Consider the following 26,009-nt stretch of genomic DNA (forward strand, 5'->3'; position numbering starts at 1 on the left):
CGACTCTTATGAGTCGCTTTTCCATCTGAAATATACCAGGCATCCTTTTAAATAAGAGATTTCAATTTTTTCATTTATAGTTTCATTGCTTATACCAATAGGGTTGTTAAAAAATAAAGTTCCATTTTTTAATGGATATTTAAAACCATTAAGATAAATTCCTTCTGTTCTTTCTGTTAGCGAAAAGATTGACCATATTTCACCTTTACTCACCTTTTTATCAAAATTTTTAGGTATTTTTGAAATTTCTAAAAATTCTTCCTTAAAAATAATTTCTGTATTATATTTCTTTAACAAAAGTAAAGCTCCAAATATATGATCTAATCTATTACCTAAAAAACCTGAAATAATAATTTTTTTTGATTTTTTTTCAATGGCAAAATCAAGAGCTAAATCAATATCTGTAAAATCTTTATCAGATCTATATTTTATAATTTCAACATCATTTGATTCTGCCCATTCTATCGATTCTTGAGATGCGGAATCCAGATCTCCAATTAAATAATCCGGTTCGATATCCAATTTTTTAAACAATTCAAGACCTTTATCTACTGCTATCAGAAGATCTGAATTACCTATAATATTTTTATAAAATTCAAGAGAACTTTTTGGAGTTCCACCTGATATTATAAAGGTTTGCATTATTTTCCACCCCTTAATTGATTTTTATATTTATTTACAGTTCTTCGAGATATTTTTATGTTTAATTTTTTTTCAATTAATTTAGATAATTTACTATCAGAAATATTCATATTGTTTTTTATAAAATTAAGTATAATCTCTTTTTTATTTTTTTGAGCATCTCTGGTATTAAAAAGAGTTGAAAATGGAAATATAATTTTTTTTAAATTCATAAAGTATTTTGATGCAATACTTCTGCTCACAGTGGAGGGTGAAATATTTAATTTTTGAGCTATTTCTCTTATTCCAAGTGTTTTTGGCGTGTTTCCATATTTTAAAAAATTAGAATTTTCTAAAACAAGTATTTCTGCCAATACATTTAGATATTCTTTTCTTTTATTGATAGCGTTTTTTATTATATATAATTTTTCCATTTCTTTTTCAATATACTTTCTTAAACTCTTTTCTTTAAAAGATTTAAGATTTTTGAGATATATTTCATCTATTTCCGGGAGAGTTGGGATATTTACCTGCCATTTTATGTTGCCGTTTTTTTCAAAAAAAATAATATCCGGCTTAGCATTTATATATATAATATTTTCTCCATTTTCTAAACTTGAGAGCGGCAATCCAAATTCTCCTTTTTCTTTTCGTATTTTTAATGCATCATTTAAAGATTCTTCAGCAAATCCAGAAGGTCCAAGGTTTTTAAGAATTTCAATTAATAAATCATAATCTTTTTTGTTGATATTATATTTTTTAATAAATTCTCGCTTTGAAATAGTTAATATTCCATTTTTATCGAGATATTCAAATAAAGTTTCTGCATAATCTTCAAGATAAGATGGGACAAGAGCTAAATATAAGGGTTTAATTTCTTCTAAAAAGCTGATTTTGTATGTTGTTGTTTCTAAAATATAATCAAGATAATCTAAACTATAAAAATTTAAATTATCCTCTTTAAATTTTAAGAATACATTTTCTAATATAAAGTCATTAATTTCATTATCGAGTTTATTTAAGGGCATTTGAATAAAATTTAATGCCTGTATTTGTTTTTGGTTTAGAGATTGTTTTTGCTTTAATTTTTGAAGCAATTTTCTTTTAATCATTCATGACCTCCAAAATAGCTTTATATAAGTTTTTAGCTATATCAAGAGGGGTTGAAAAATATTCCGATTTTTCACCACTGACGATTTCAGCAGTTCTACCAGATAAATAAGATGCAACAATACTTGCTTCCATAACATTTAGTCCCTGTGCAATTAGACCTGCGATGATACCGGTAAGTAAATCTCCGCTTCCTCCTTTAGATAATGCGGTATTGCCAGTAATATTGAAAAATGTTTTTTCACCATTTGTGATTATTGTGGTAGCATCTTTAAATACTATAGTAGCCTTTTTAACTTTTGCAAAATATTCAGTGTATTCATAATTTTGTCTTATTTCAATTTCATCAGTTCTTACAATTCTTTGCATTTCACCAACATGCGGAGTTAATACTATATTTTTTCTTAATCTTAATGCATCGACAGCATAAAGTGCATCTGCATCAACAACAATAGGAGCAGTTGAATTTTCAACAACACCTCTGACAAATTGCATAGTTTCATTTGAACGACCTAATCCAGGCCCTATTACAATAGCAGAAGCTTTTTTTATATTTTTATAGATTATATCAATATCCCTTAAGGAAAATTTATCTTTATTTAATGATTTATATATAATACCTGGTTCATGTTCTAAAACAGATGAAGATAATGAACTTGGTGTAATTAATTTAACCAATCCAGCGCCAATTTTTTGTGCACCTATTGCAGAAAGTACAGATGCACCTGGAAATTCAGAGGAACCTGCAAGAATTAAAACATTTCCAAAATCATATTTTTGAGAAAATTTCGGTCTTTTAGGTAATAACTTTTTTATCATCTGTTTTGTAACTAACTTTCTATGAGAAATTTTGAATAAATCTTTTGGAAATGAAAGAGGTGAAACAACAATTTTTCCTGAGTAATCTCTTCCTGGGAAAAAGATATGTCCAAGTTTATAACTACCAAAGGTTATGGTTTTATTTGCTTTAACAGCAGTATTATGTATTTTACCATTATTTGAATTTATCCCTGAAGGAATATCTATAGAAATCACATATCCTCTTTTTTTAGAGTTTATAATATCGATAATCTCCATAATCTCTTTTTTTAAATTGCCTTTTAATCCTATACCGATTAATCCGTCAATAATACAATCAGCAGTACTAACATGATTTTTGAAATCGTCATTATATTCTATAAAATTATTAAATCCAAATTTTTTGATGGTTTCTAATTGTTTTTTGAATAAATTACTTTTATTATTTCCTACAATAACAATTTTTATATTTTTATATCCTTCATTGAATAACAATCTGGCAGTTGCCAAACCATCTCCGCCGTTATTCCCACTTCCCAATACAAATAAAAAATGTGTATTTTTATTAAAATCTTTAATAATTTCGTTATAAATGGATAGTGCGGCCTGTTCCATTAGAACCTCAGAAGAAATTCCATATTCTTTTGAAGTATAATTATCTATTTTTTTCATTTCTTCAGAAGTTAAAATATGCATATAAAATCCTCCTCATAATAAGTCTTATTTTAATTTTATCACATTTATTTAAATTTTCAGAGGGAGTAAATAAAAACTGAGGCAAAATACCTCGGTTTAATTTGATGATAGACATTTTTAAAAATAAAAATTTTAAATTATTTTATATTAGATTTAGTTATAATATAAAAACTGAGGCAAAATGCCTCAGTTTTTATATTCCTAACATTCTTTCAATTTTTGCTTTATCAAAACCAACTATTGTTTGATTTCCAATTTCTATTACAGGTACACCCATTTGTCCAGTTTTTCTAACCATTCTCTCAGCAGCTTTTTGATCTTTTTCTACATTATATTCTTTAAAAGGTATCCCTAATTCTTTGAAATATTTTTTGGCCTTTTTACACCATGGACATCTTGAGGTTGTATATATAGCAATTTTTACATGAGCCAACTTAATCCCTCCTTATTATATACAATTTGTATATATCTAAATATATTTATGCCATAATATATTTAAATTTAGAAGTACTTTTTGTAAAAAATAAAATTAGTTTAGCAACAAAAAAATTAAAAAATAGAGTTAGTTTCCAATAAAATAATCTTCCTTTTAAGGAAGATTATTTTATTGATGATAAACTTTTTTATATTAAAGAGTTTAAAAATATGTACTTTATAGCAAAGTTAAACATCTATAAGGAGATTAATCAACATTATATTCTCTCACTGGAATAATTTTATCCAGTCTAACGATTTCTATTACTTTTTTTACATTTTCATTTCTCACATTGTGTAACTCCATTGAGCCACCCTTTTTTTTGTAGTTCATAAAGAAATATAAAATTCTTCCTAATCCGCTACTATCAATATAATCAAGATTTGACATATCTATAAATATCCTTTTTATTCCATTTTCGGCTAATTCATTTAATTCATCTCTTAGTTCTTCAGAGTTGTTTATATCTATCCTACCATGTAAAAAAATCGTCGCACTATTACCATATATCTCCTTTTTCATAATTCTCCTCCTTTCTTAGCGAAGCTAAATGATTCGCTCTTTGTTTTAATATTTGTATTTTATATTTATTTTTAAGTAAGCCTTATCTTGACTTTTTATTTCCTTTTAAAGATACTGTCTCAAATATTATAACATAAAATGTTATATTTTTTGAAGTACGATAGCACACTTTTTTGAAATATCTCCTTCTAATATTCCATTATAAACGCTAAATTCTTTTCCTGTAACAGTTTTTGTGCTATATATAATTTTAAAATTTCCATTATTAATTTCTGATAACCATACTGGAATTTCGAATTTATATGTAAAATTGTTTATATTTACGATAACTATTAAGTTTTCTTTATTGTCCCATATATTATATACTATAAATCCTTTGTCCCAAGATAAAAATTCTATTGAACCATTTCTTAAAACATTATGCTCTTTATAGAATTGTATCATATTTTTCATAAAATTCAAATTTTCCTGGTATAAATTTTCATGTAATTTTTTCCATGGAAATGTTCTTCTATTATCTGGATCAGTCCAACCAGGTAATCCTATTTCATCCCCATAATAAAGACCGGGTGCTCCAGGTAATGTGAAAGCCATTAAATATCCAATTTTAAATATATCCCAATCTATATCAAATTCCGCTTCTTTATGTCCAAGAGTATTAGCTCTTCCAATTTTTTTAGTTGTACGAGTTGCCCATCTTGAGTGATCATGATTACTTAATTGATTTAAAGATACATACTTTGAATTTAGAGGTAGTTGGCTCCAAGCCCATTTTAATTGTTTTATAAACCATTCTGAATTTCCAATTAATTCTGGTTTGAAATCATCATTATGTTTTTCCATACCTGTTAAATAATAACTTATAGGATCCATTGAACCTATATAATTCATTATACCATCCCATGATAAACTTTCTATCCATTCTTTTGGAGATTCGTAATCTTCAGCAAATATTAAAGCGTTTTTATTAGCTTTTTTTACTATTTTTCTGAAATATCTCCAAAATGTTTTATTGATTCGTTTGCCTTTTCCCAAATCTCTAGCTACATCAAGCCTCCAACCGTCTGCGTTAAAAGGATGTTTTACCCATTTTTCACCTATTTGAGATATATATTTCCAAACTAACATTGTTTTATTATAATTTAATTTTGGTAAAGATTTATATCCCCACCAACCTTCATATTCTTCACCATGCCAGTAAAAATATTCTGATTCTGGTAATTCTTTATTATTTGCAATCCCTTCATTTTCACCATATATTTTATATTCATTAACCCACTTATGATATGAACCACAATGATTAAATACACCATCTAGAATTATTTTAATATTTCTTTTATGAGCTTCTTCAACAAGGTTAGAAAATAGTTTATCACTCTCTATTAGATTTTTTTTAGATGTTGTTCTTACTTTATATTTTTCATCTAAGTTTTCAGAATCTTCAACTATTACTCCTAAATGAGGATCTATATGCTCATAATCCTGTGTATCATATTTATGAGGACTGGGTGAAACAAAGATAGGGTTTAGGTATATTGCTTCTATTCCTAAATCTTTTAAATAATCTAATTTGTCAATTATTCCTTTTAAATCTCCACCATAAAATTCAATATGTCCTTTATCGGGATCTGGCAATTCATCCCAATTCTTTTTCTTTATAGGTTCTCTGTCATATATGTATTCACCACTAACAGGATCATTTGATGGATCGCCGTTATAAAATCTGTCGGGGAATATTTGATAATAGATGGTTCCAATCGCCCAATCTGGTACTTCAAAATCTGGAATAATAACAAAGTCTTCGATAGGACGTTTTTCTACTATTCCTTGAGAATCATATTTTATTTTTCTGTTAATTTTTATAAAATCCAATTCAAAATGATATCGTATTAATCTGTTAGTCAAGGTAAATTTTTTGGAAAAGTACCAATAAAATTCATTTTCTTTTTCCAATTTCATAATTGAATGTTTATATTTATGTGAATGTTTTTGCGTTGATAAATATAATTTTCCTGAAACAGGACCTAATTTTTTTGATACCCTGATTTTAATAGTAATTTCATTGCCTATTTTGGGATTTGTCGGGTTAAAGAAATTTTTACTTTGATCGGAATATATTCCGAAAATCATATAATCATCCTCCAATATTTTCCAGTTTTTGTATTTCAAGAATAATTTCATTTTCTTTTTTGGTAATATTTTCAAGCTGTTGCTCTAAACTATTTTTTTCTTCTTCCAATTTTATCAGTTTCTGATAATCTTGGGAATAAGAATACATTAAATTTTCAATATTTTCAATATCTATAATTATTTTTTCAAATTTTTCTTCTAATCTCTTTTTTTCACTTTTTAGTGATTTTATTTTATTTTTTATTTTTTTATTTGTTTTGTAGTCTATATTATAGCTATTTCCTTTTTTTATTTTAAATGAATCATTTATTAATTCTGGTAATATTTCATCGAATGATTTATATTTTAATAATGCTGAATTTTTAATCAAATAAAAACTATCAGATAAATTTTTTATTAAATTTTCATCATGTGATACCATAATTATAGCACCTTTAAATTCTTTTAGCGTTTCTTCAAGAGTTTGTATAGTAAAAATGTCCAGATGATTTGTAGGTTCATCCAAAATTAAAACATTAGGTTTTTGTAATATTAATTTTGCAAGAGCTAATCTGGTTAACTCTCCACCGCTAAGAGTTTCAACGCTTTTAAATACAGTTTCCCCTGAAAAACCGAATCTTCCTATATATTTTCTTACTTCATAATCCTGCCATTGTGGAACATCTTTCCAGATTAACCCCATTACATCAAGTGATTTGTTTAGTGAGGATATAACCTGATCTAAATATCCTATTTTTATATTATATCCCCAGTTAATATTCCCTTTTACAGGAGATAATTTACCTGTTAATAATTTTAATAATGTTGATTTCCCGCTACCATTTTTCCCCAAAATGGTAATTTTTTCCCCTTCATTTATTTCGAAATTTATATTTTTTAACAATAAATTATTTTCATTATAGCCAAAAGAAAGATTTTTAATTTCTAAAACTTTATAACCGGTTTTTTTAGGTTCTGGTATTTTTATTTTAATAATTTTTTCTTCCTGTAGTGATTGTATTTTTTCAAATTCTTTTAAAAGTTTATCCCGTAATTTTTCTCTAAATTTAGCCTGTTTCATCATTTTTTCTGTTCCCCATTTTCTAAACCTTTCAATCATTGAGTTTAATCTATTAATTTCTTTTTCAAGGTTTTTCTTTCTATTTGTTATATTAATGAGGATATTTTCTCTAAGAGTTAAATATTGTTTATAATTTCCTTTAAAATCCCATAATTTAAAATTGTTAATTTCCCAGAATCTATTTGCTAATTCTTTTATGAATTTCCTGTCATGCGATACAAATATCATAGCTCCTTTATAAGCTTTTAAATAATTAATGAGCCAATTTATAGAGTATATATCCAGATGATTTGTAGGTTCATCTAATATCAATAAATTGTAATCTCCTGCTAAAACTCTACCAAGCGCTAATCTTGTTAATTCACCACCACTCAAAGAATTTATTTTTCTATCCCAATGATTTTCATCGAATCCCATACCTTTTAAAACAGATCTTACAATTTTATTTTTCATTTCATCTTTTATATTTTTTTCAATTTCTTTTAAAACATAATTAAAAAGGGTTAAATTTAATTCATCAGCTCTAAATTGTTTTAAGTATCCTAATTTTAAATTTTTTGTTTTTAAAATATTACCCTCCAATGGTTCGATTTCCCCATTTATTATTTTCAATAGTGTAGTTTTTCCAGAACCATTAGCACCTATTAAAGCTATTCTATCTTTTTCGTAGACTGAAAGGTTAATATCATAAAATATATCCTGAGTGCCAAAATTATGTGATACATTTTCTATTTTAAAAAGCATTGAACTCACCTCATTCATTATTTGCACATTGATAAAATTAATTCTATTGCTGGTGTTTCTCTTTGTACATTAATTTATCAGCAATATCGATTAATTTATCGATATTGATTGCATCATTCGGATAAATAGAACATCCAAAGCTTACAGAAATGTTCAATTTGATATTTCCAAATTGAAATGGCGTTTTAAGAGCTTTTTTTATTTTATTTACTACTTTTTTTGCTCCGTTTTTATCGGTATTAAACAAAGCAATTATAAATTCATCTCCACCTATTCTTGCAAACATATCACTTTCCCTTAATACAGAAGAGACCCTTTCAGCAAAAAACTTTAACACTTCATCTCCTATTCTGTGCCCATATGTATCATTTATTGACTTAAACTTATTTATATCCATATAAATAAATGCTATTTTTTGTTTTAATCTCTTTTCTAAAACTATAATATCTTTTATCTTAGAAATAAAAGCCTGTCTATTATATATTTTTGTTAAAAAATCGTATTCAGCAGATTTGCGAAGTTGTTCATCTACTTCTAATTTCCATAATAAAAATTCTAAATTTGATTTAATAATTTTAGCAAAATTTTTATCAATGTTTTCAAATCTTTTTTTATACGAATCAAGCGTTATAAAACCATATAAATTATTTTTTATAAATAAGGGGATTATCAAAGTTTCTTTTATTTTTTCTAAATTACCATATTTTATTAGTGTATTTTTATATTTTATATTTTGCGAATATTCTTCTTTCCAATTAGAAACAACATATGGATTTTTTAACAAAAATCTTTCACTATTTTCAATTTTAAATTTTATAGGTTTTAATTTGTTAATATCAAAACCTTTAACAGCTTTATACTCATAATGTTTTTTATTTTTAAATATAATAGCTCCTGTTTCTGCAGATGGAACTATGTCAACAAGTTTATCTATAATTTTTTGATATAGTTGTTCGTTCCATTGGGACGAGATTATTTCATTAGATAATTTTAAGAATTCATTTGAGAAATTATTTTCATATTCCAGATGTTGTATATATTTTTTTTCTTTTGTTACATCTATTCCGGAGGAAAAAATAAAAATTATGTTTTTTCCTTTTCTAATATAATTATTATGCCAAGATACAATAATTTTTTCCCCATCATTATTTATTATCTCATTTTCATAATATTCAACGGGTTCAATTTCTCCAGATAGTATTTTATTAAACACTTTTCTTACTTCATTTCGTAATTCCTGAGGAATAAAATTATCAAACCAATTTTTTCCTATTATTCTATTTTTTTTAACTTTTAATATTTCACATGCTTTATTATTAATATCATATATATTTCCATTTTTATCAAGAACCACATTTATAGTTTGTGCAAGATTAAAATAATTTTCAAATTTTTTCTTTTCAAATTCTAATTGTTCTTCAAGAATTTTTCTTTCTGTTATATCATAATCCACTTCCTGAATTATATATTTATTTTCTCCAATTAAAATAGGAGAAATATAAACCTCAACCCATTTTATATCCCCATTTATTGTTTTATATTTCCTTTCAAAAATATGAAATAATTCCCCTTTTTTTATTGCTTTTTTAATTCGCTGAATTATTTCTTTTTCTGTGTCATCTATATGTTTAGAATATGGGATTCCCTGCATTTTTTCAAGTGATGAATACCCCAATAATTCTGCAGCTTTTTTATTTGCTTTTATTAACTTTAAACTTTCATCCCAATAAAATATAGCATTATTGGAAAAGTTAAATAAATATTCATAAATATTTTTTTTCATAAATTCACCCCGATTTTTTGCTATAAATAAAATGGGCATAAAATGCCCATTTATGCCATTTCAAGAGCAATTTTCATCATATTTGTAAATGACTTCATTCTTTCTTCACTTGAAGTAGCTTTTTTGGTAACTAATGAATCAGAAACAGTTAATAAACATGCAGCATTTTTGCCAGTAACCATGGCATTTGCAAATAATGCAAATGATTCCATTTCAACAGCTATACAACCATAAGTGTCTCTTATTTTTTTATAATCTTCAAAATTAACTCTGTAAAAAACATCAGAACTGTGAATTCTTCCTTTATGAATTTTGATATTTAATGAATTTGCAGCATTTTCCAGTTTTTTATTTAATTCATTGGAAGGTTTTAAGATTTCATCATCTATACCTCCCATAACCTTTGCGAAAGTTGATTCGCTATATGCTTCTTCGACCAATATAACATCGTATAAATCAATTTCATCAGTGTAAGCACCACAAGATCCAACTCTTATTATATTTTGTACATCATAGAATTTAAATAATTCATATGAATAAATGCCTATACTTGGCATTCCCATGCCACTTCCCATAACACTAATTTTTTTACCTTTATATGTTCCTGTATATCCGAACATATTCCTTACGGTGTTAAACAAAACAGGATTTTCTAAAAATGTTTCTGCGATAAACTTAGCTCTTAATGGATCTCCTGGCATAATAACTGTTTCTGCAATAATGCCTTTTTTATCAACTTCAATATGTGGTGTAGGTATCATGCAAATCGCCTCCTTGAATTTTTTTGCAACCTATCTTAACAAGATATTATACATCTTTTTAATTAAGAAGAATATTCAAAAATAAAAAATTATGATAAAATACAAAATATAAGTTCTAAATAGAAAGAGGTGTTATCTTTGATTAGATTATTTTTTATTTTTTTTAGAATATCGGCATTGGCGCTTGGCGGTGGATATGCAATGATTCCTGTAATGTCAAAAAACCTCACATCTAAAAAGATGATTACAGAAAATGAATTTATGGAAATACTATCTATAGCTCAAGCAATGCCAGGACCTATTGCATTTAAAACATCATGGTTAATTGGAAAAAAAATAAAAGGTATAATAGGTGCAATTATAGCATCTTTGGGTGTATTAATACCTCCGTTTTTTAGCATAATTTTAGTAGCTCTAATATTAAAAAGATATTCGGATAATATTTATGTTTCTGGATTTACTAAAGGTGCATATGCATCATTGATAGGTATGGTTGCAGGGATTCTATATGATTTTGTGAAAACAACAAAATTTAATAAATATGATATTATAATTATAATATTATCCATATCAATAATATTTTTTTATCCTTCATATACTATTGTAACATTTTTTTCAACCATTATAATTTTTTATTTTTTGGAAAAAAGGAATGATGAAAATGTTTAAAATGGTCTTTCTTTTTTTTGAAATAGGTTTTATTTCGTTTGGGGGAGGATGGGCTTCTCTTGGTATTATAAAACAATTAATAATTGAGAATAAATTATTAACAGAAAAAGCTTTACAGGATGCTATTTCTATTTCCCAGATGACACCGGGACCAGTTGCTGTAAATCTTGCAACATATATTGGATATCTAAAATATGGGTTACCCGGAGCTTTTTTAAATACCTTATTTCTGGTAATGCCGGCCATTATATATTACTATATAGCTAAAATGTTTTTGAAAAAATTTAATTTAAATAAAAATTCATTAATGAAATCACTTAGATTAGGAACTGTTGTATTAATTTCAGTAACTTTTTTATCCGTATTAAAGCCAATAATAATAGAAAAAAATATTATCAGTGCAATTATAGCTTTGTATGCTTTAATATTATTTATAAAAACAAAAATAGATCCAATATATATAATTCTAAGTTCAGCTATAATTGGAATGGTTATTTTTTCATATGTTTCATATAGTTTATAATTTAGTTTTTGTCAAATTTTCAAAAAGGATTAAAGAGGTTATTTCACCAACTCCTCCAGGAACTTCTGTAACATATGCTATGTTTTTTACATCAGGTTCTACATCGCCAACAATATAACCGTTTTTGACATTAATTCCAACATCAATAATTATACTGTTTTCTCTTACCATATCTTTTTTTAAAAATTCAGGTATTCCCGTAGCCACAACTATTATATCAGAATTTAAGGTTATATTTTTTAAATCTTTTGTATGACTATGGCATATTGTTACCGTAGCATTGTTTTCCTTATTCGAAAGCATTATTGAAACTGGTAATCCGACAATTACACTTCTGCCTATTATAGTAACATTTTTTCCATCAAGATTTGTAAAATTATTTAATATCCTAACAACAGAATCGGCTGTACATGGTTTAAAATAGGATTTTCCATATATTAAATTTCCTAAATTATAAGGGGTAATACCTTCAATATCCTTTTTAGGATCAATATATTGCAAGACTTCATAAGGTTCAAAAGGAAGAGGTTGAGATAAAAATATGCCATTAACTGTCTCATCATTATTTAAATTTTCTATTGCCTTAATTAATTCTACTTTTGAAGATACTATTTTTAATTCGTGATTAATATTTAATTTCCTTGATAATTTTTCTTGAGAACGTAAATATGCAAGCGTTGCGCTATCTGGATCTAAAGCAACGCTTACCAATTTTAAATTTTTATCTTTTGTTGATATAATATTATTTTTAATCTCTTTTGCTAATTTATCTACTTTAATAATCATAAGTGTCACCTCAAAATAAACCGAAAATGTTGCCTTTTGCATCTATATCGATTTTCTCAGCATTGGAATGTTTTGGCAGACCAGGCATTCTCATTATCTCACCTGCTAAAGCTACTATAAAACCCGCACCTGCGGATAACTCAAAATCTCTAATTGTAAAATTGTAATTTGAAGGGGCTCCTAATTTTTTTGGATTATCAGATATTGAATATTGTGTTTTGGCAACTATAACAGGCAGATGATCATAACCATGTTTTTTAAGGAATTTAATTTTATTTCTTGCCGCCATTTCATAATCAACATGTTTAGCTCTATATATTTCTTTTGCTAATTTTAATATTTTGACTTCTATAGGGTCATGCCAGTTATATATTGTATTTAATTCACTCTTTTTATTAGATTCAACGATAACTTTTTTGGCTAAATCAATGGCTCCCTCGGACCCTTTGTAGTATGCTTCATTTATAGAAATTGGAATGTTTAAATTCTCGACAAAATTAACGACAAATTTTATTTCTTCTTCAGAATCGGTGTCAAATTTGTTTAAAGCAACAATTATAGGTATACCAAATTTTTTTAAATTCTCAATATGTACTTTCAAATTTACAATTCCGTTTCTTAATGCGTCAAGATTTTTTTCATTAAAATCTTTTAATCCTCCATTATATTTTAAAGCCCTAATTGTAGCAACTAAAACAATAGCATCCGGTTTAAATCCAGCGGTAGGAGAAACAAAATCAAGAAATTTTTCCGCACCGAGATCTGCACCAAATCCGCTTTCTGTAACAACGTAGTCAGATAATTTTAAAGCCATTTTTGTAGCTATTAGTGAGTTTGTTCCATGAGCAATGTTGGCAAATGGACCACCGTGTATAAATGCTGGTGTGTTTTCAATTGTTTGAACCAGATTTGGGTTTATAGCATGTTTTAATACAGTTGCAAGTGCACCTTCAATCTTTAAGTCACCAATTGTAACTGGAACACCTTTTTTTGTCCTTGCAACCACTATATTTTGAAGTCTTCTTTTTAAATCTGGAATATCATCAGCAAGACACAAAACAGCCATTATTTCTGAAGCGGCTGTTATAACAAACCCATCTTCTCTTGGTTTCCCATTAGAGTGTCCGCCTAATGCAATTACAATCTGTCGTAAAGCTCTATCGTTCATATCAATAGCTCTTTTCCAGAAAATCCTTGTTTCATCTATATTTAAATCGTTTCCAAATTTTATATGTGCATCCAATACTGCAGATACAAGATTATGAGCTGTCGTTATAGCATGTATATCTCCTGTAAAATGCAAATTTATATCTTCCATTGGCAATACCTGAGAATACCCTCCACCAGCAGCACCACCTTTTACCCCCATTACTGGGCCAAGAGAAGGTTCTCTTAATGTTACAATAGACCTTTCCCCTAATTTATTAATAGCCATTGAAAGACCTATACTGGTAGTGGTTTTTCCTTCGCCAGCTGGTGTTGGATTAATCGCAGTAACAAGAATTAACCTTCCATCTTTTTTTCTTTCAATATTTTTCAAATAATTATGTGAAATTTTAGCGATATGATTTCCACATTGATGAATATATTCTTCACTTATTCCAAGATCAATAGCAATATCTGTTATTTTTTTTAGTGAAGCTTTTTTAGCAATTTCAATATCATTTAACATATAATAATCACCTCTCTTATATAATATTCGTATGAAAAATTTTTTGATTTTTTCATTGCAATTTTATTTAAGTTTTAAAAAAAATAGTCGATACAAAGCGTGTGAATGGGTGAGATATATCTTACAAGATTATATCAGAACATAGTTTTTGTTTATTGAAAATGCAACGTTAATTTTATTAATATTATATCAAAAAAATGGGTATATATAAAATCGATATGGAAAGATATAAATGACTTACTTTCTTTTAAATTTTACAGAATAGTTACTATAATTATTATTGAGAATTAATTGATAATGTGATATAATGGCTCAGGATATTATGTAATTAATTAATCGGTTGATATATTAATTTTAGTTAAACTAATAATTAAAATATTGTGAGGTATTAATATGAGATACAGTGAAATAATAAAAAAATACATTCAAAATTCGATAAGGCAAAATATAATTTTTTTGCTAATTATAATTGTATTATGGATTTTAATGTTTTTAAATATTAATTCAACTTTAAAGTCAGTATCTGTAATTAATTTAAATAATTTTAATGACATAATGAATCACTATTATTATCATTTGAAATATATCAGTATAATAAACGATGAAAAGTTGTTAAAAGATATAGGAATTTCAAATTTTTTTATAATCGATAAAAGTGGAAAAATTAGAAAAACTTTACCAGAAAACCAATTGGATGAAAAAAATATATCAAATACAGAATTTTATTCTGAACTAATAAAAAAAAATTCAGGTATTTTTATTTTTAGAAATAAGTTTTTTGATGAAAAATCTCATATATATATAGGTGGTAAATTCAGTAATAGTTATTTGATTGGAGAGTTGGATGAATTAAGATTTGAAATAGATTCAAATTATTTTTTAACAATTCAAGATAAAAGTGGGAGAATTATATATTCAAAAATTCCAGTAAAGGAAATAAAAAAATTTTCAATGATAAATAATAGAATTTTTATAAACAACACAACAAATTGGAATGATCTTAAATTAACAACTTCATTGGATATTACACTTCAATTATTATACAATTTGGTGATTTCTTTATTTGTATTTTTAATAATAATATGGAATTTAGTTTCAAGGGGGAAAAGTACTAAATTTATCCATAGATTTGAACTAGAATTTTCTAAAATAATAAAAAGTATGGAAAGCTTTTTAAAAGAATTAAGAATATTAGATAGACAGAGTTTTTTAAATATTTCTGTGAGTGATTTTGAAGAGATTTTAGAACCTATAAGGGATGAAAACTTTTATTTCGAAGAATTAAATGAATTGAAAGAAGTAGAATTTTTATCCATAAAAGAAATGCTTGAATTATTTGATGAAATCAGTGCATCAACTGAAGAGTTAGAAGCTACAAATAAAGAATTAGAAGATTTATATATGCAATTAGAAAAAGCATATAATGATCTCGAAGAATCATATAGAAAATTCTCTTCACACTTATCATCAATTGCTGAAGAATACGATGAAATCACAGGAAATCATATTGAAAGAGTGGCAAAATATTCGCGATTAATTGCTGAAAAAATGGGATTTGATTCTAAATTCGTGGATGATATAGAATCTTATGCTCCACTTCACGATATAGGAAAACTTATGATCAAACATGAAATCTTAAATAAGCCAGGTGGTTTAACAAGGGATGAATATGAAGAAATGAAAAAACATACAATATTTGCTGATAAAATTTTTGGAAAAGATGAACGTTTCAAAATGGCAAAAAATATAGCAATGTATCATCATGAAAATTATAATGGAACTGGATATCCTTTTGGTTTGAAGGGTGAAGAAATTCCAATTGAAGCAAGAATTGTAGCCCTTGCCGATGTATATGATGCTTTGCGTAGTGAAAGACCATATAAAGATGAATATACGCATAAGGAAACATATAATATAATTACCAATGGGGATTTTAAAACAAAACCAGATATTTTTGATCCGAAGATATTAAATATTTTTAAAAAATATCACAAGGAATTTGATAAAATATATACTGAATATAAGAGAAAAGAAATAATTAAGGTTGAAAAGTTTGATAAAGTTGATTAATGAAAATATATTTTTAATAGTTGGGATTAATGGTACTTTAGTAATATGAAAAAGTTGATAATATTTTTTTTTCTTCCTATATAATCCTGAGAATATGGCTCGGGAGTATCTACCAAACAGCCGTAAACTGTTTGACTATAGGGAGAGGGTTGTAGGGTTTTTTGTTGCACCTCTCTTCCAGAGAGGTTTTTTGTGTTTTAAGGTGCCTATTTATATTTTAATTAATTGTATATAGATTTTTTCTATAAAAAATTATAGATTATGTGAAGTTATTTTTGTAACTTTGAAATTAAAATTAACATCATTTTAAACTAATAGAAAAAATAAGGTAACTCATATTCTATACAATAATGTTAAGGTTTTTTGATATTTTTATAACTCAGGAGGTGTTATGGGGTGGAAAAGTTTTTTAAATTAAAAGAAAACGGAACAACAGTAACAACGGAAATCCTGGCAGGGTTGACAATTTTTTTAAGTATGGCGTACATTTTATTTGTCAATCCTAATATTTTAGTAACAGCTATGGCTCCAGGAGCAGAGGTTGGTTCAACTGTTTATAGTCAGTTTTTTGGTGCTATAATGGTTGCAACAATATTTGGTGCTGCAACAGCAACATTGGTAATGGGATTATATGCTAATTATCCATTTGCATTAGCACCAGGTATGGGATTGAATGCTTATTTTACATATACTGTCGTATTAAAAATGGGAATTCCATGGCAAGTAGCTTTGGGTGCTATTTTTGTAGAAGGTATAATATTTATTCTTTTAACAGCATCAGGGGCACGAAGTTTTGTGGTAAAAGCCATACCTCAAAATGTTAAGTTTGCTACAAGTGCAGGTATAGGTTTATTTATAGCATTTATAGGGTTAAAAAGTGCAAATATTATCGTTTCAAACCCTGCAACTTTTGTAGGTTTAGGTGATCTGACCGATTCGAGTGCAATGGTTGCAATTATAGGTTTAATAATTACAGCTGTTTTATTTGCTCTTAAAGTTCCGGGCTCTATTTTATTGGGTATTATAATTTCTACTATAATCGGAGCATTTCCTGTGTTTGGTGTTACTCATTATCAGGGGATTGTTGGTAAAATTCCGAGTATTGCTCCAACATTTATGAAATTGCAATTATCCTGGGGAGACCTTTTAACAGGATCTTTTTGGGTAGTAGTTTTAACCTTTTTCTTTGTGGATTTTTTTGATACACTTGGAACATTAACAGGATTAGCGCAAAGTGCTGGTTTTGTTAAAAATGGTGAAGATTTTCCAAGATCAAATAAAGCATATATGGCAGATGCAATAGGAACCTCGGTTGGTGCTTTGTTTGGAACTTCTACAGTTACTACATATATCGAAAGTGAAACAGGTATTGCACAGGGTGGAAGAACCGGTTTAACTTCTGTTACCGTAGCGGTATTAATGTTATTAATGTTATTCTTCTCTCCATTGGGATTAACAATACCTGCCGCCGCAACAGCTCCCGCCTTAATTTTTGTTGGATCATTAATGCTTAAAAATTTAACAAAAATAAAATGGGAAGATACAACAGAAGCAGTGCCTGCATTTATTACAATTATCATGATGCCTTTAACATATTCTATAGCAAATGGTATTGCGCTTGGTTTGGTTGTATATCCATTAGTAAAACTATTTTCTGGTAAAGGAAAAGATATTCATTGGTTAAATTGGATTTTAGCTATAGCTTTTGTTTATTACTTAATATTCTTACAGCACTAAAAAAACAGCCTGCATAAATGCAGGCTGTTTTTTTATAATGTATGTTATAATATGATCAAAAATTTTGATATTAGATAGAAATCTTTTATTTAAATATAAATATTAAACTTTATTTTATATAAAATATTGTATAATATTAGATAAGAACAGTATGTAATAGATATTCTATATGTAATTTAAAATAGAAAAAAGGAGTGGAATTTGTGAGAATAGCTATAACTGGTGTTACCGGCTCTATTGGAACTCAAACACTGGAAGTTTTAGATTTTCTTAAAAAAAAGAACTTTGATTTTAAACTGGTTGGTGTAAGTGCAGGTAAAAATAAAGAAAAATTAATAGAAATAATAAAAAAATGGAAGCCTGAATATGCGGCTATTGAAAATGCTAACATGGAATCTTTTGATAAAACTATAATTTTTTCAGGTAAAGATTCAACAATAAAAATGCTTGAAAAATCAAAACCAGATTTTGTTCTGGTCGCTACTGGTGGTGCTGCTGGAATTAAATATACAATAAAATCAATTGAAGTAGCTAAAAGAATTGGACTTGCAAACAAAGAATCAATAGTGTGTGGTGGAAATATGCTTTTAAATTATGCAAGAGAACACAGTACTGAAATTATACCAGTTGATAGCGAACATAGTGCATTATTTCAATTGAAAAATGGAGACACATATCCTTCAAAAATAATAATTACAGCATCTGGCGGAGCGTTAAGAGATTGGCCGCTTAATAAATTGGATGAAGTTACAGTAAAAGATGTTTTAAATCATCCAGTATGGTCGATGGGAAAAAGAATAACTATAGATTCTGCTACTATGGTAAATAAAGGGTTAGAAGTAATAGAAGCATATTATTTATTTAATTTAAAAAAAGAAAATATAGATGTATTAATAAATAGAAATAGCCATATTCATGCTATTGTGGGATATCCTGATGGTGTTATGAAATTTCATTATGGTATTCCAGATATGAAAATTCCTATTGCGTATTCTATTACCTATCCCAGAAGAATCTATGAATATAAATTTCCCGATTTAACATTGGCACCTATAAAATTTGAAGAAGTTGATTATAATAGATATCCAGCTTTAAAAATGGCTTTTGATATTTTAGGAAATCAAAAACTACAAATTGTTTATAATGCTGCTGATGAAATTGCTGTAAAACTTTTTTTAGAGAAAAAAATAAAATATACTGATATTTATAAATTAATATACCAAACAATAGATAAATTCATTAATAGAAATATAAAAATATCCGAATTTTCTGATATAATTGACTTGGATAAAGAAATAAAAAAAATAACAAAAATGAATTATAAAGAAATTCTGGAAAGATAACAGTATCTATTAAAACGTTGGAAATTTAATATTAGAATTTAAAGTCGTGGTTTCGCGACTTTTTTTAAATGTATATTTAACTAAATATTAAATATTTGTCTTGAAAACTCCATATCAAGGTGTTAAAATAGACTGAAAACAAATTTTCATAGGAGGAATTGACATGAAAGAAAAGCATTGCTCATTTTGCGGAAGACCTGCCAGTAAGGTTGAAACATTAATAGCTGGACCAGGAGTATATATATGTAATGAATGTATAGAATTATTTTCTGATTTAATAGAAGAAGATTATGTGAAAGAAAATAGCAAAAAAGAAACTGTAAAAAAAGATAAAAAATTACCCACACCAGCGGAAATTAAAGAAGAATTGGATAAATATGTAATAGGGCAGGAGCAGGCTAAAAAAACTCTGGCTGTAGCTGTTTATAATCATTATAAAAGAGTATTTTATGGCAATACACACGATGATGTTGAAATAGAAAAATCAAATGTATTGATGATAGGTCCAACAGGTACAGGTAAAACTCTCATGGCAAGGGTTTTAGCAAAGATATTGGGAGTACCTTTTGCCATTGCTGATGCGACACCTTTAACAGAAGCTGGATATGTTGGTGAGGATGTTGAAAATATTATATTGAGATTATTGCAATCAGCTAATTTTGATCCTAAAAAAGCTCAGATGGGAATTATATATATAGATGAAATAGACAAGATAACAAGGAAATCACCCAATCCATCGATAACAAGAGATGTTTCAGGTGAAGGAGTTCAACAAGCCTTGTTAAAGATAGTTGAAGGAACGATTGCAAATGTCCCGCCTCAAGGTGGAAGGAAACACCCGTATCAAGAATTTATTAAGGTTGATACGTCAAATATATTATTTATAGCTGGTGGAGCATTTGATGGTCTTGATGAAATAATAAAACAAAGAATTTTAACAACAACAATGGGGTTTGGTACAGATATAAAAGGAAAAAAAGATATGAAATTGGGAGAAATATTGAAAAACGTTACTCAGGATGATCTTGTGCATTATGGATTGATACCGGAATTTGTTGGAAGATTTCCAGTTGTGACAACATTAGGGGATTTAAGTGCAGAAGATCTGGTAAAAATTATCAAAGAGCCTAAAAATGCAATTTTAAAACAATATAAAAAAATGCTTGAATTAGATGGAATTGAATTGGAATTTACAGATGATGCATTATTGGAATTAGCTAAGTTAGCTTTAAAAAAGGGAACAGGTGCAAGAGCACTTAAAAGTGTGTTTGAAGATGTTATGCTGGATATTATGTTTGAAGCGCCAAGTAAAAAAGGTATTGTAGAAAAAATTATTATTGATGAAAAGGTAGTAAAAAAAGAAAAAGATCCTGTAATAATAGAGCGGGAGAGTGCATAATGGAACCTATAATTTTTTCAATAGAAACATCATGCGATGAAACGGCAGTAGCAATATTAAAAGGAAAAAATAAAGTTTTATCAAATCTTGTTGTATCTCAAATTGATATACATAAAATTTTTGGAGGAGTTGTTCCAGAAATTGCTTCACGAAAACATTTAAATTATTTAAATCAGTTAACTAAAAAAGCATTTGAAGAAGCAGAAATAGAGCCTGATAAAATATCTGCAGTAGCTGTTACATATGGCCCCGGATTAGTCGGGGCTTTGCTTATAGGTTTAAATTTTGCAAAGGGGCTTGCTTTAAATTTAAATAAACCATTAATAGGCGTTAATCATTTATATGGGCATATTTATGCAAATTTTATAGCTTTTCCAGAATTAAAGCCGCCTTTTTTAATTCTTCTGGTATCAGGTGGTCATACAATGATATTATTAGCAAAAGATTATTTGCATTTTGAAATTATAGGACAAACTATAGATGATGCAGCTGGTGAAGCTTTTGATAAGGTAGCTCGAATGTTGAAGCTTGGCTATCCAGGTGGCCCAAAAATTGATGAACTCGCTAAAAACGGAAAGCCTGTATATGATTTTCCAAAACCATTGTATAATAAAGGTTATGATTTTTCATTTAGCGGATTGAAGACATCGTTATTATATTTTATAAAACAAAATAAAAATTTTAAAATAGAGGATGTTGCAGCATCTTTTCAAAAATCATTAATTGATACGCTTATACATAAAACAATTAAAGCTTCAAAAGAGTTTAAAATAAATGATATTATAATTGCTGGTGGAGTTGCCGCGAATAGTTATTTAAGAGAAAAAATAAAAACAGAAAAAGAAAAAAATAAAAAATTGAATATATACTTTCCTCCATTAAATTTGTGTACGGACAATGCATTAATGATAGCAAGAGCTGGATATGAAAAATATATAAGAAATAAATTTGCAGATTTAAATTTAGATGCAATTCCGAATTTGGGGTTGAAAGATATATGTTAATTGGAAAAGTTGGCCTGGCCCCTATGGCGGATTATACAGATTTTGCATATAGGGAAATTTGTAGAAAATATGGTGCGGAATTTACATTTACTGAGATGATTAGTGTAGAAGCTCTTATCAGAAACAAACAGGAAAGTTTTCAAATGTTACCGAAAAAAAATGAAAAAAATATTGGTATACAGTTATTCGGCTCTAATATTGAAAGCTTTGTCAAAGCGGGACAAATGGTCCAACATTATGGAAATTGGATAGACATCAATGCTGGATGTCCTGTGAAAAAAGTGGTAAAAAAGGGTGCTGGGTCAGCGCTTTTAAAAGATTTAGATAAATTAGGTGAGATAATAAAAAAATTAAAGGAAAGTGTGAATATTCCTGTTGGAATTAAAATCAGATTAGGGTTTGATGAGGATATAGCTGAAAAAATTATAGAAGTTGTACAGAAAAATAAAGCAGATTATGTCATTGTTCATGCTAGAACACAAAAACAATTATATTCTGGAAAAGCAAATTGGAAAAGATTTAAAGATTTAAAACGAGTATGTGAAATTCCTCTTGGTGCCAGCGGAGATATATACACTTATGAGGATGTTAAAATATTAATGGAAAAATTTGGAGTAGATTTTGTTATAATTGCGAGAGGAAGTATAGGAAATCCCTGGATATTTTCAAACCAAAAACCGGACATAGAAGAATTAAAAGATATTGTATTAAAACATATTTCAATAATGATTGATGAATATGGTGAAAAAAAAGCAATAAGAAAATTTAAAAAAATTTTTATTGGTTATACAAAAGGAATGAAAAATGCTCGTGAAATACGGAAACAAGTACCGCATATAAACACATATTGCGATTTAAAAAGGGTAATTGATATGTATATTTTTTGAGAAAGTTTTAAGATAACAGTTTAATATTATTATTTAATGAATTTTTAAAGTATAATAAAAATGCAAAAGTATCATTTGCGTAAATACATTTACAAAATAGAATATATATTTTTTAGTAAATTGCCGGATAATTCCGGCATTTTTTTGATGAAAGGTAAATATGATATAATTTCACCATGGAGAAAATAAAACTCTTTTTAAAACAAAAAAGAAAAAAGATATTTTCCTAAGTTTGACAGTTATTTTTTTCATAAAGAGAGATAATGCTGAAATATAGCTTAAAACATCAATTGTTAACTTTTTATTAAAAACAAAAGTGTCACCAACTAGAAGAAATATTAATGATGAAACACTCTAAATTAAACGTTGAAAAGTTAGAAGGTGTTGTTGCTACAATTTTTGAAGCAGTAAAGAAATTTTTTAATTATACCTTTTTATATAAAACTTCCTTTTTTAAATTGTTATGGTTTGTAGAGAAACATGCGAAAAACGAACGAGGAAATCAAATTGCCAATTTAAGTTTTATACATTATTACTATGGTCCAATTCCAAAAGGCGGAAAAAATGATGAAGGTATTTTTTTGGAATATCTTAAAAAAAGAATTTAATAATTATAGATGTGGAATTTTCACCGGATTTTCTAAAAGAAACTTATAAAATTAGGTTAAAAGACGAAACTACGATAAAATATTCAACAGATGAAGAAAGGAAATTTGTAGAAAAGATTGTAAAAGAATACGGTTCACTTTCTGCCACTCAATTAAGTGAAATTACACATACGGACGAGAAATATATTAACACCTATCATGATGAAATTATTTTGTAAAAAATTATCGTCTTGACCCCAAAAAAATAGGCAAAAAATAGGAAAATTTCATTTCTTCACACGAATGAAAAAAATCAAATGGTGATTAAATTTTTTTCTGTTTATGCTATAATTAAAACAAAGCATATGTTTCGTAAAAGGGGATGAGTAATTTGAAAGATCAAAAATTTAAGAAGATTGAAATTAGAAATTATAGAGGAATTGAAAAATTAATTATTGATGATTTAGCAGATATTAATATAATATTTGGAAGTAATAATTCAGGAAAGACTTCTATGCTTGAAGCAATATTTGCACATTCAGCAGGGCTAAATCTTGGAGCTTTCTTTAATGTCATTTTTCCCAAACGGCAGAGTGGGAATTTTTCAGGAACTTATGATTTCGGAGAAAATATATTAAGCCTTTTTTATAACTATTTTGAAATGTTTAAAAAAAATAATACTTTAAGGTTTGAAATATTTTCAACTTATAATAATAAAATGGAAAATAAAACTTTTTTTGAGTTCAAACATTCTACATTACTTTCACCTTTTTTTGGGGAACAATTTGAGGAGAAAAATTTGAAAGTAGATGAAAATGTATTGAACAAATCCTTTTTTGGTAAGATGACAATTGATTTAGTTAATGAGAATGGAAATATTAAAAAGAGCTTTAATATTGTTCTTCCACCTCAATATGAAAACGCTGAAATTTTAAAATCTGCAGTATATCATGATATTTTAAATCATAGAGAACCTCTTAGTGAAGTGAAAATATATGGTGTCCTTAAAAGATTTAATAAACTTTTTGAATTTGTTAATAAGATGAAAGAAATTTTTCCATCTATTAAAAATATTGACAATATTCCTTTACCTGATGGGACATCTAAAATTTATGTAGATATAGGAAATGAAAAGATTCCACTTTCTTTGTTTGGAGATGGCTTTAGAAGATTATATTATTTATTAGGAAATATGGTTATGTATCAAAATTCCATACATTTAATAGAAGAAATTGATTCGATGTTTCATCCGGAATCTATACCAATTTTAGCAAAAACGCTTAATGATTATTGTATGGAATATAAAAATCAATTGTTCATAACATCGCACAATCAGGAATTTATAGAAGTATTTTTATCTTCATTAAAAGATAAAGAAGAAATATTAAAGAATAATATAAGAGTTTTTACTCTAAAGGAATATGAAGGTAAGTTGAAAATATTAAAATTAAATGGAGTTGAGGCACTTAGAAATATTAAAGAATTTCATCTGGAGTTGAGATGATGAATATACTTATAATTTGTGAGGGAAATACAGATAAACATCTTATAGGTTTTTATTTAGAAAAGAAAGAAAATTATAAATATCAAAAAAGGTCTGAGTTTTTTACAATCCAATTAGAGAAAAATCAATTTCAGATTAATTTGTCGAATCAAGAAAATAATATTACAATAGTTTCTGTGGGTGGAAAAACAAGAATTTTTGGTTTTTTTGAAAAAGTAAAAGAATATATATCTCAGGTTAGAGATAAACAAAAGTTAATTAATAAAATAGTTATTATGATTGATAGAGATGAGGATTCGGAAAGAGATTTGCTAAATATGTTTAATAACAAGATTAGCAATATTAATACATGGGAAAAAATGAGTATTTCTAATCAAATGTTTGATGAAGTAGATGTAGATTTTTTTCTTCTTGTCATTCCACCTGAATCGAATGGAGCAATGGAAAGATTTGTGATAAATTCTTTGAAAGATAAATATGATTATATTGTTGATGAAGTAGAAGTTTGTGTAGATAATATAAGTAAAAAAAATAAAGAATTTCGTAATAATGAAAGACTTAAAGATAAAGCGAAACTTGGATGTGTTTTGTCGATTTTGTCTCCAGAATGGAGCCTTGACAAATTGACTGAAAAAATGAAACAGATAAATTGGGAAGAACTTGATAAGTTTAATAGAGTATATTCGAAAATATTTAAATAAAAAGATTGAAAAAATACGGTTTGCTTTCTGCCACTCAATTAAGTAAAATTACACATATGGATGAGAAATATATTAATACCGATCATGATGAAATTATTTTATAAAAAATTATTATATCACCATAAAAAAATGAGATGGATAAAATAAATCAAAGTAAAGATATCTGCATTGCCCAGGGGGTGAAGCCGGGCTGGCTGAAGGATAGTTGATAATATATTCAAATGTAATAGAGGATTTTGAATATATTTTAGAAGAAACATAAGGTTTATAAAAATAAATTTTGAAAGTCCATCAAAAATATAAAATAACTATAAATCAGTGAGCGAATTCAATTTAGAGAGAGGCAATCCAGAAAACAAAGTAAAAAATAAACCAGAGGAAAGAAAAGGGGACAAAAAAGTAGAAAATAAATATGAAAAGTGAAATA

Annotated in this window: 23 protein-coding genes and 1 riboswitch; of the genes, 12 read left to right on the forward strand and 11 right to left on the reverse strand. The window is 27.1% G+C overall.

Features of this window, described 5'->3' with window-relative positions; translation table 11 throughout:
- Positions 1 to 6: 6 nt before the first annotated feature.
- From X274_RS01545 to deoD, 9 genes are all read right to left on the reverse strand, one after another.
- Positions 7 to 642, reverse strand: a complete 636-nt coding sequence (locus X274_RS01545) for a thiamine diphosphokinase (protein WP_047265041.1) — start codon at positions 640 to 642, stop codon at positions 7 to 9.
- On the reverse strand, positions 642 to 1,733 hold the full coding sequence (locus X274_RS01550; protein ID WP_047265042.1) for a hypothetical protein: 1,092 nt from the start codon (positions 1,731 to 1,733) through the stop codon (positions 642 to 644). The genes X274_RS01545 and X274_RS01550 overlap by 1 nt, the downstream gene beginning before the upstream one ends.
- The gene (locus tag X274_RS01555; RefSeq protein WP_047265043.1) at positions 1,726 to 3,225 is read right to left on the reverse strand and encodes a bifunctional ADP-dependent NAD(P)H-hydrate dehydratase/NAD(P)H-hydrate epimerase; all 1,500 of its coding nucleotides are present in this window, start codon (positions 3,223 to 3,225) and stop codon (positions 1,726 to 1,728) included. The genes X274_RS01550 and X274_RS01555 overlap by 8 nt, the downstream gene beginning before the upstream one ends.
- 193 nt (positions 3,226 to 3,418) lie before the next feature.
- Positions 3,419 to 3,658 (reverse strand): glutaredoxin family protein, encoded by a 240-nt coding sequence (locus X274_RS01560; protein ID WP_047265044.1) that lies wholly within the window; start codon positions 3,656 to 3,658, stop codon positions 3,419 to 3,421.
- A gap of 249 nt (positions 3,659 to 3,907) precedes the next feature.
- On the reverse strand, positions 3,908 to 4,222 hold the full coding sequence (locus tag X274_RS01565) for an STAS domain-containing protein (protein ID WP_047265045.1): 315 nt from the start codon (positions 4,220 to 4,222) through the stop codon (positions 3,908 to 3,910).
- A gap of 141 nt (positions 4,223 to 4,363) precedes the next feature.
- On the reverse strand, positions 4,364 to 6,352 hold the full coding sequence (locus X274_RS01570) for a glycoside hydrolase family 13 protein (protein ID WP_052913121.1): 1,989 nt from the start codon (positions 6,350 to 6,352) through the stop codon (positions 4,364 to 4,366).
- Between the two features lie 4 nt (positions 6,353 to 6,356).
- Entirely contained in the window at positions 6,357 to 8,156 is a 1,800-nt protein-coding gene (locus X274_RS01575; RefSeq protein WP_047265046.1) for an ABC-F family ATP-binding cassette domain-containing protein, read from the reverse strand.
- Positions 8,157 to 8,199: 43 nt separating this feature from the next.
- Positions 8,200 to 9,939 carry a sensor domain-containing diguanylate cyclase gene (locus X274_RS01580; RefSeq protein ID WP_047265047.1) on the reverse strand — a complete coding sequence of 580 codons (1,740 nt, stop codon included), beginning with the start codon at positions 9,937 to 9,939 and terminating at the stop codon, positions 8,200 to 8,202.
- Positions 9,940 to 9,989: 50 nt separating this feature from the next.
- Positions 9,990 to 10,697 (reverse strand): purine-nucleoside phosphorylase, encoded by a 708-nt coding sequence (gene deoD, locus X274_RS01585; RefSeq protein WP_442914798.1) that lies wholly within the window; start codon positions 10,695 to 10,697, stop codon positions 9,990 to 9,992.
- Positions 10,698 to 10,838: 141 nt separating this feature from the next.
- Between deoD and X274_RS01590 the strand changes: the two genes are divergently transcribed.
- A complete protein-coding gene (locus tag X274_RS01590) occupies positions 10,839 to 11,369 on the forward strand; it encodes a chromate transporter (RefSeq protein WP_047265049.1) in 531 nt (176 codons plus the stop codon).
- Positions 11,356 to 11,892 (forward strand): chromate transporter, encoded by a 537-nt coding sequence (locus X274_RS01595; protein ID WP_197073304.1) that lies wholly within the window; start codon positions 11,356 to 11,358, stop codon positions 11,890 to 11,892. The genes X274_RS01590 and X274_RS01595 overlap by 14 nt, the downstream gene beginning before the upstream one ends.
- On the opposite strand, the gene X274_RS01600 is transcribed toward X274_RS01595, so the two are convergent.
- Complete coding sequence (locus X274_RS01600) at positions 11,887 to 12,678, reverse strand: bifunctional 5,10-methylenetetrahydrofolate dehydrogenase/5,10-methenyltetrahydrofolate cyclohydrolase (RefSeq protein ID WP_047265050.1); 792 nt, start codon at positions 12,676 to 12,678, stop codon at positions 11,887 to 11,889. The genes X274_RS01595 and X274_RS01600 overlap by 6 nt on opposite strands.
- 10 nt (positions 12,679 to 12,688) lie before the next feature.
- On the reverse strand, positions 12,689 to 14,350 hold the full coding sequence (locus X274_RS01605) for a formate--tetrahydrofolate ligase (RefSeq protein WP_047265051.1): 1,662 nt from the start codon (positions 14,348 to 14,350) through the stop codon (positions 12,689 to 12,691).
- A gap of 393 nt (positions 14,351 to 14,743) precedes the next feature.
- On the opposite strand from X274_RS01605, the gene X274_RS12120 reads away from it, so the two are divergent.
- The 10 genes from X274_RS12120 to X274_RS01650 all read left to right on the forward strand — a co-directional run bounded on the left by X274_RS12120 (position 14,744) and on the right by X274_RS01650 (position 25,582).
- On the forward strand, positions 14,744 to 16,420 hold the full coding sequence (locus X274_RS12120; protein WP_197073305.1) for an HD-GYP domain-containing protein: 1,677 nt from the start codon (positions 14,744 to 14,746) through the stop codon (positions 16,418 to 16,420).
- A 56-nt stretch (positions 16,421 to 16,476) separates the two neighbouring features.
- A riboswitch (purine riboswitch) is annotated at positions 16,477 to 16,578 on the forward strand.
- Between the two features lie 238 nt (positions 16,579 to 16,816).
- Positions 16,817 to 18,157, forward strand: a complete 1,341-nt coding sequence (locus tag X274_RS01615; protein WP_047265052.1) for an NCS2 family permease — start codon at positions 16,817 to 16,819, stop codon at positions 18,155 to 18,157.
- Positions 18,158 to 18,360: 203 nt separating this feature from the next.
- Positions 18,361 to 19,500 carry a 1-deoxy-D-xylulose-5-phosphate reductoisomerase gene (gene dxr / locus X274_RS01620; RefSeq protein WP_052913118.1) on the forward strand — a complete coding sequence of 380 codons (1,140 nt, stop codon included), beginning with the start codon at positions 18,361 to 18,363 and terminating at the stop codon, positions 19,498 to 19,500.
- A 163-nt stretch (positions 19,501 to 19,663) separates the two neighbouring features.
- Positions 19,664 to 20,899, forward strand: a complete 1,236-nt coding sequence (clpX, locus tag X274_RS01625; protein ID WP_047265054.1) for an ATP-dependent Clp protease ATP-binding subunit ClpX — start codon at positions 19,664 to 19,666, stop codon at positions 20,897 to 20,899.
- Entirely contained in the window at positions 20,899 to 21,903 is a 1,005-nt protein-coding gene (tsaD, locus tag X274_RS01630; protein ID WP_047265055.1) for a tRNA (adenosine(37)-N6)-threonylcarbamoyltransferase complex transferase subunit TsaD, read from the forward strand. Before clpX ends, tsaD begins: the two co-directional genes overlap by 1 nt.
- Positions 21,897 to 22,790: a tRNA dihydrouridine synthase gene (locus X274_RS01635; RefSeq protein ID WP_047265056.1), complete on the forward strand. Its 894-nt coding sequence runs from the start codon at positions 21,897 to 21,899 to the stop codon at positions 22,788 to 22,790. The genes tsaD and X274_RS01635 overlap by 7 nt, the downstream gene beginning before the upstream one ends.
- A gap of 344 nt (positions 22,791 to 23,134) precedes the next feature.
- The gene (locus tag X274_RS11390) at positions 23,135 to 23,398 is read left to right on the forward strand and encodes a type II toxin-antitoxin system antitoxin SocA domain-containing protein (RefSeq protein ID WP_197073306.1); all 264 of its coding nucleotides are present in this window, start codon (positions 23,135 to 23,137) and stop codon (positions 23,396 to 23,398) included.
- An 11-nt stretch (positions 23,399 to 23,409) separates the two neighbouring features.
- On the forward strand, positions 23,410 to 23,616 hold the full coding sequence (locus X274_RS11395) for a type II toxin-antitoxin system antitoxin SocA domain-containing protein (protein ID WP_052913120.1): 207 nt from the start codon (positions 23,410 to 23,412) through the stop codon (positions 23,614 to 23,616).
- Positions 23,617 to 23,768: 152 nt separating this feature from the next.
- Positions 23,769 to 24,881, forward strand: a complete 1,113-nt coding sequence (locus tag X274_RS01645) for an AAA family ATPase (RefSeq protein ID WP_047265057.1) — start codon at positions 23,769 to 23,771, stop codon at positions 24,879 to 24,881.
- A complete protein-coding gene (locus X274_RS01650) occupies positions 24,881 to 25,582 on the forward strand; it encodes a DUF3226 domain-containing protein (protein ID WP_047265058.1) in 702 nt (233 codons plus the stop codon). The genes X274_RS01645 and X274_RS01650 overlap by 1 nt, the downstream gene beginning before the upstream one ends.
- Positions 25,583 to 26,009 lie beyond the last annotated feature (427 nt).

Origin of the sequence: Marinitoga sp. 1155 (assembly GCF_001021175.1) — a bacterium.
Lineage (GTDB): Bacteria > Thermotogota > Thermotogae > Petrotogales > Petrotogaceae > Marinitoga.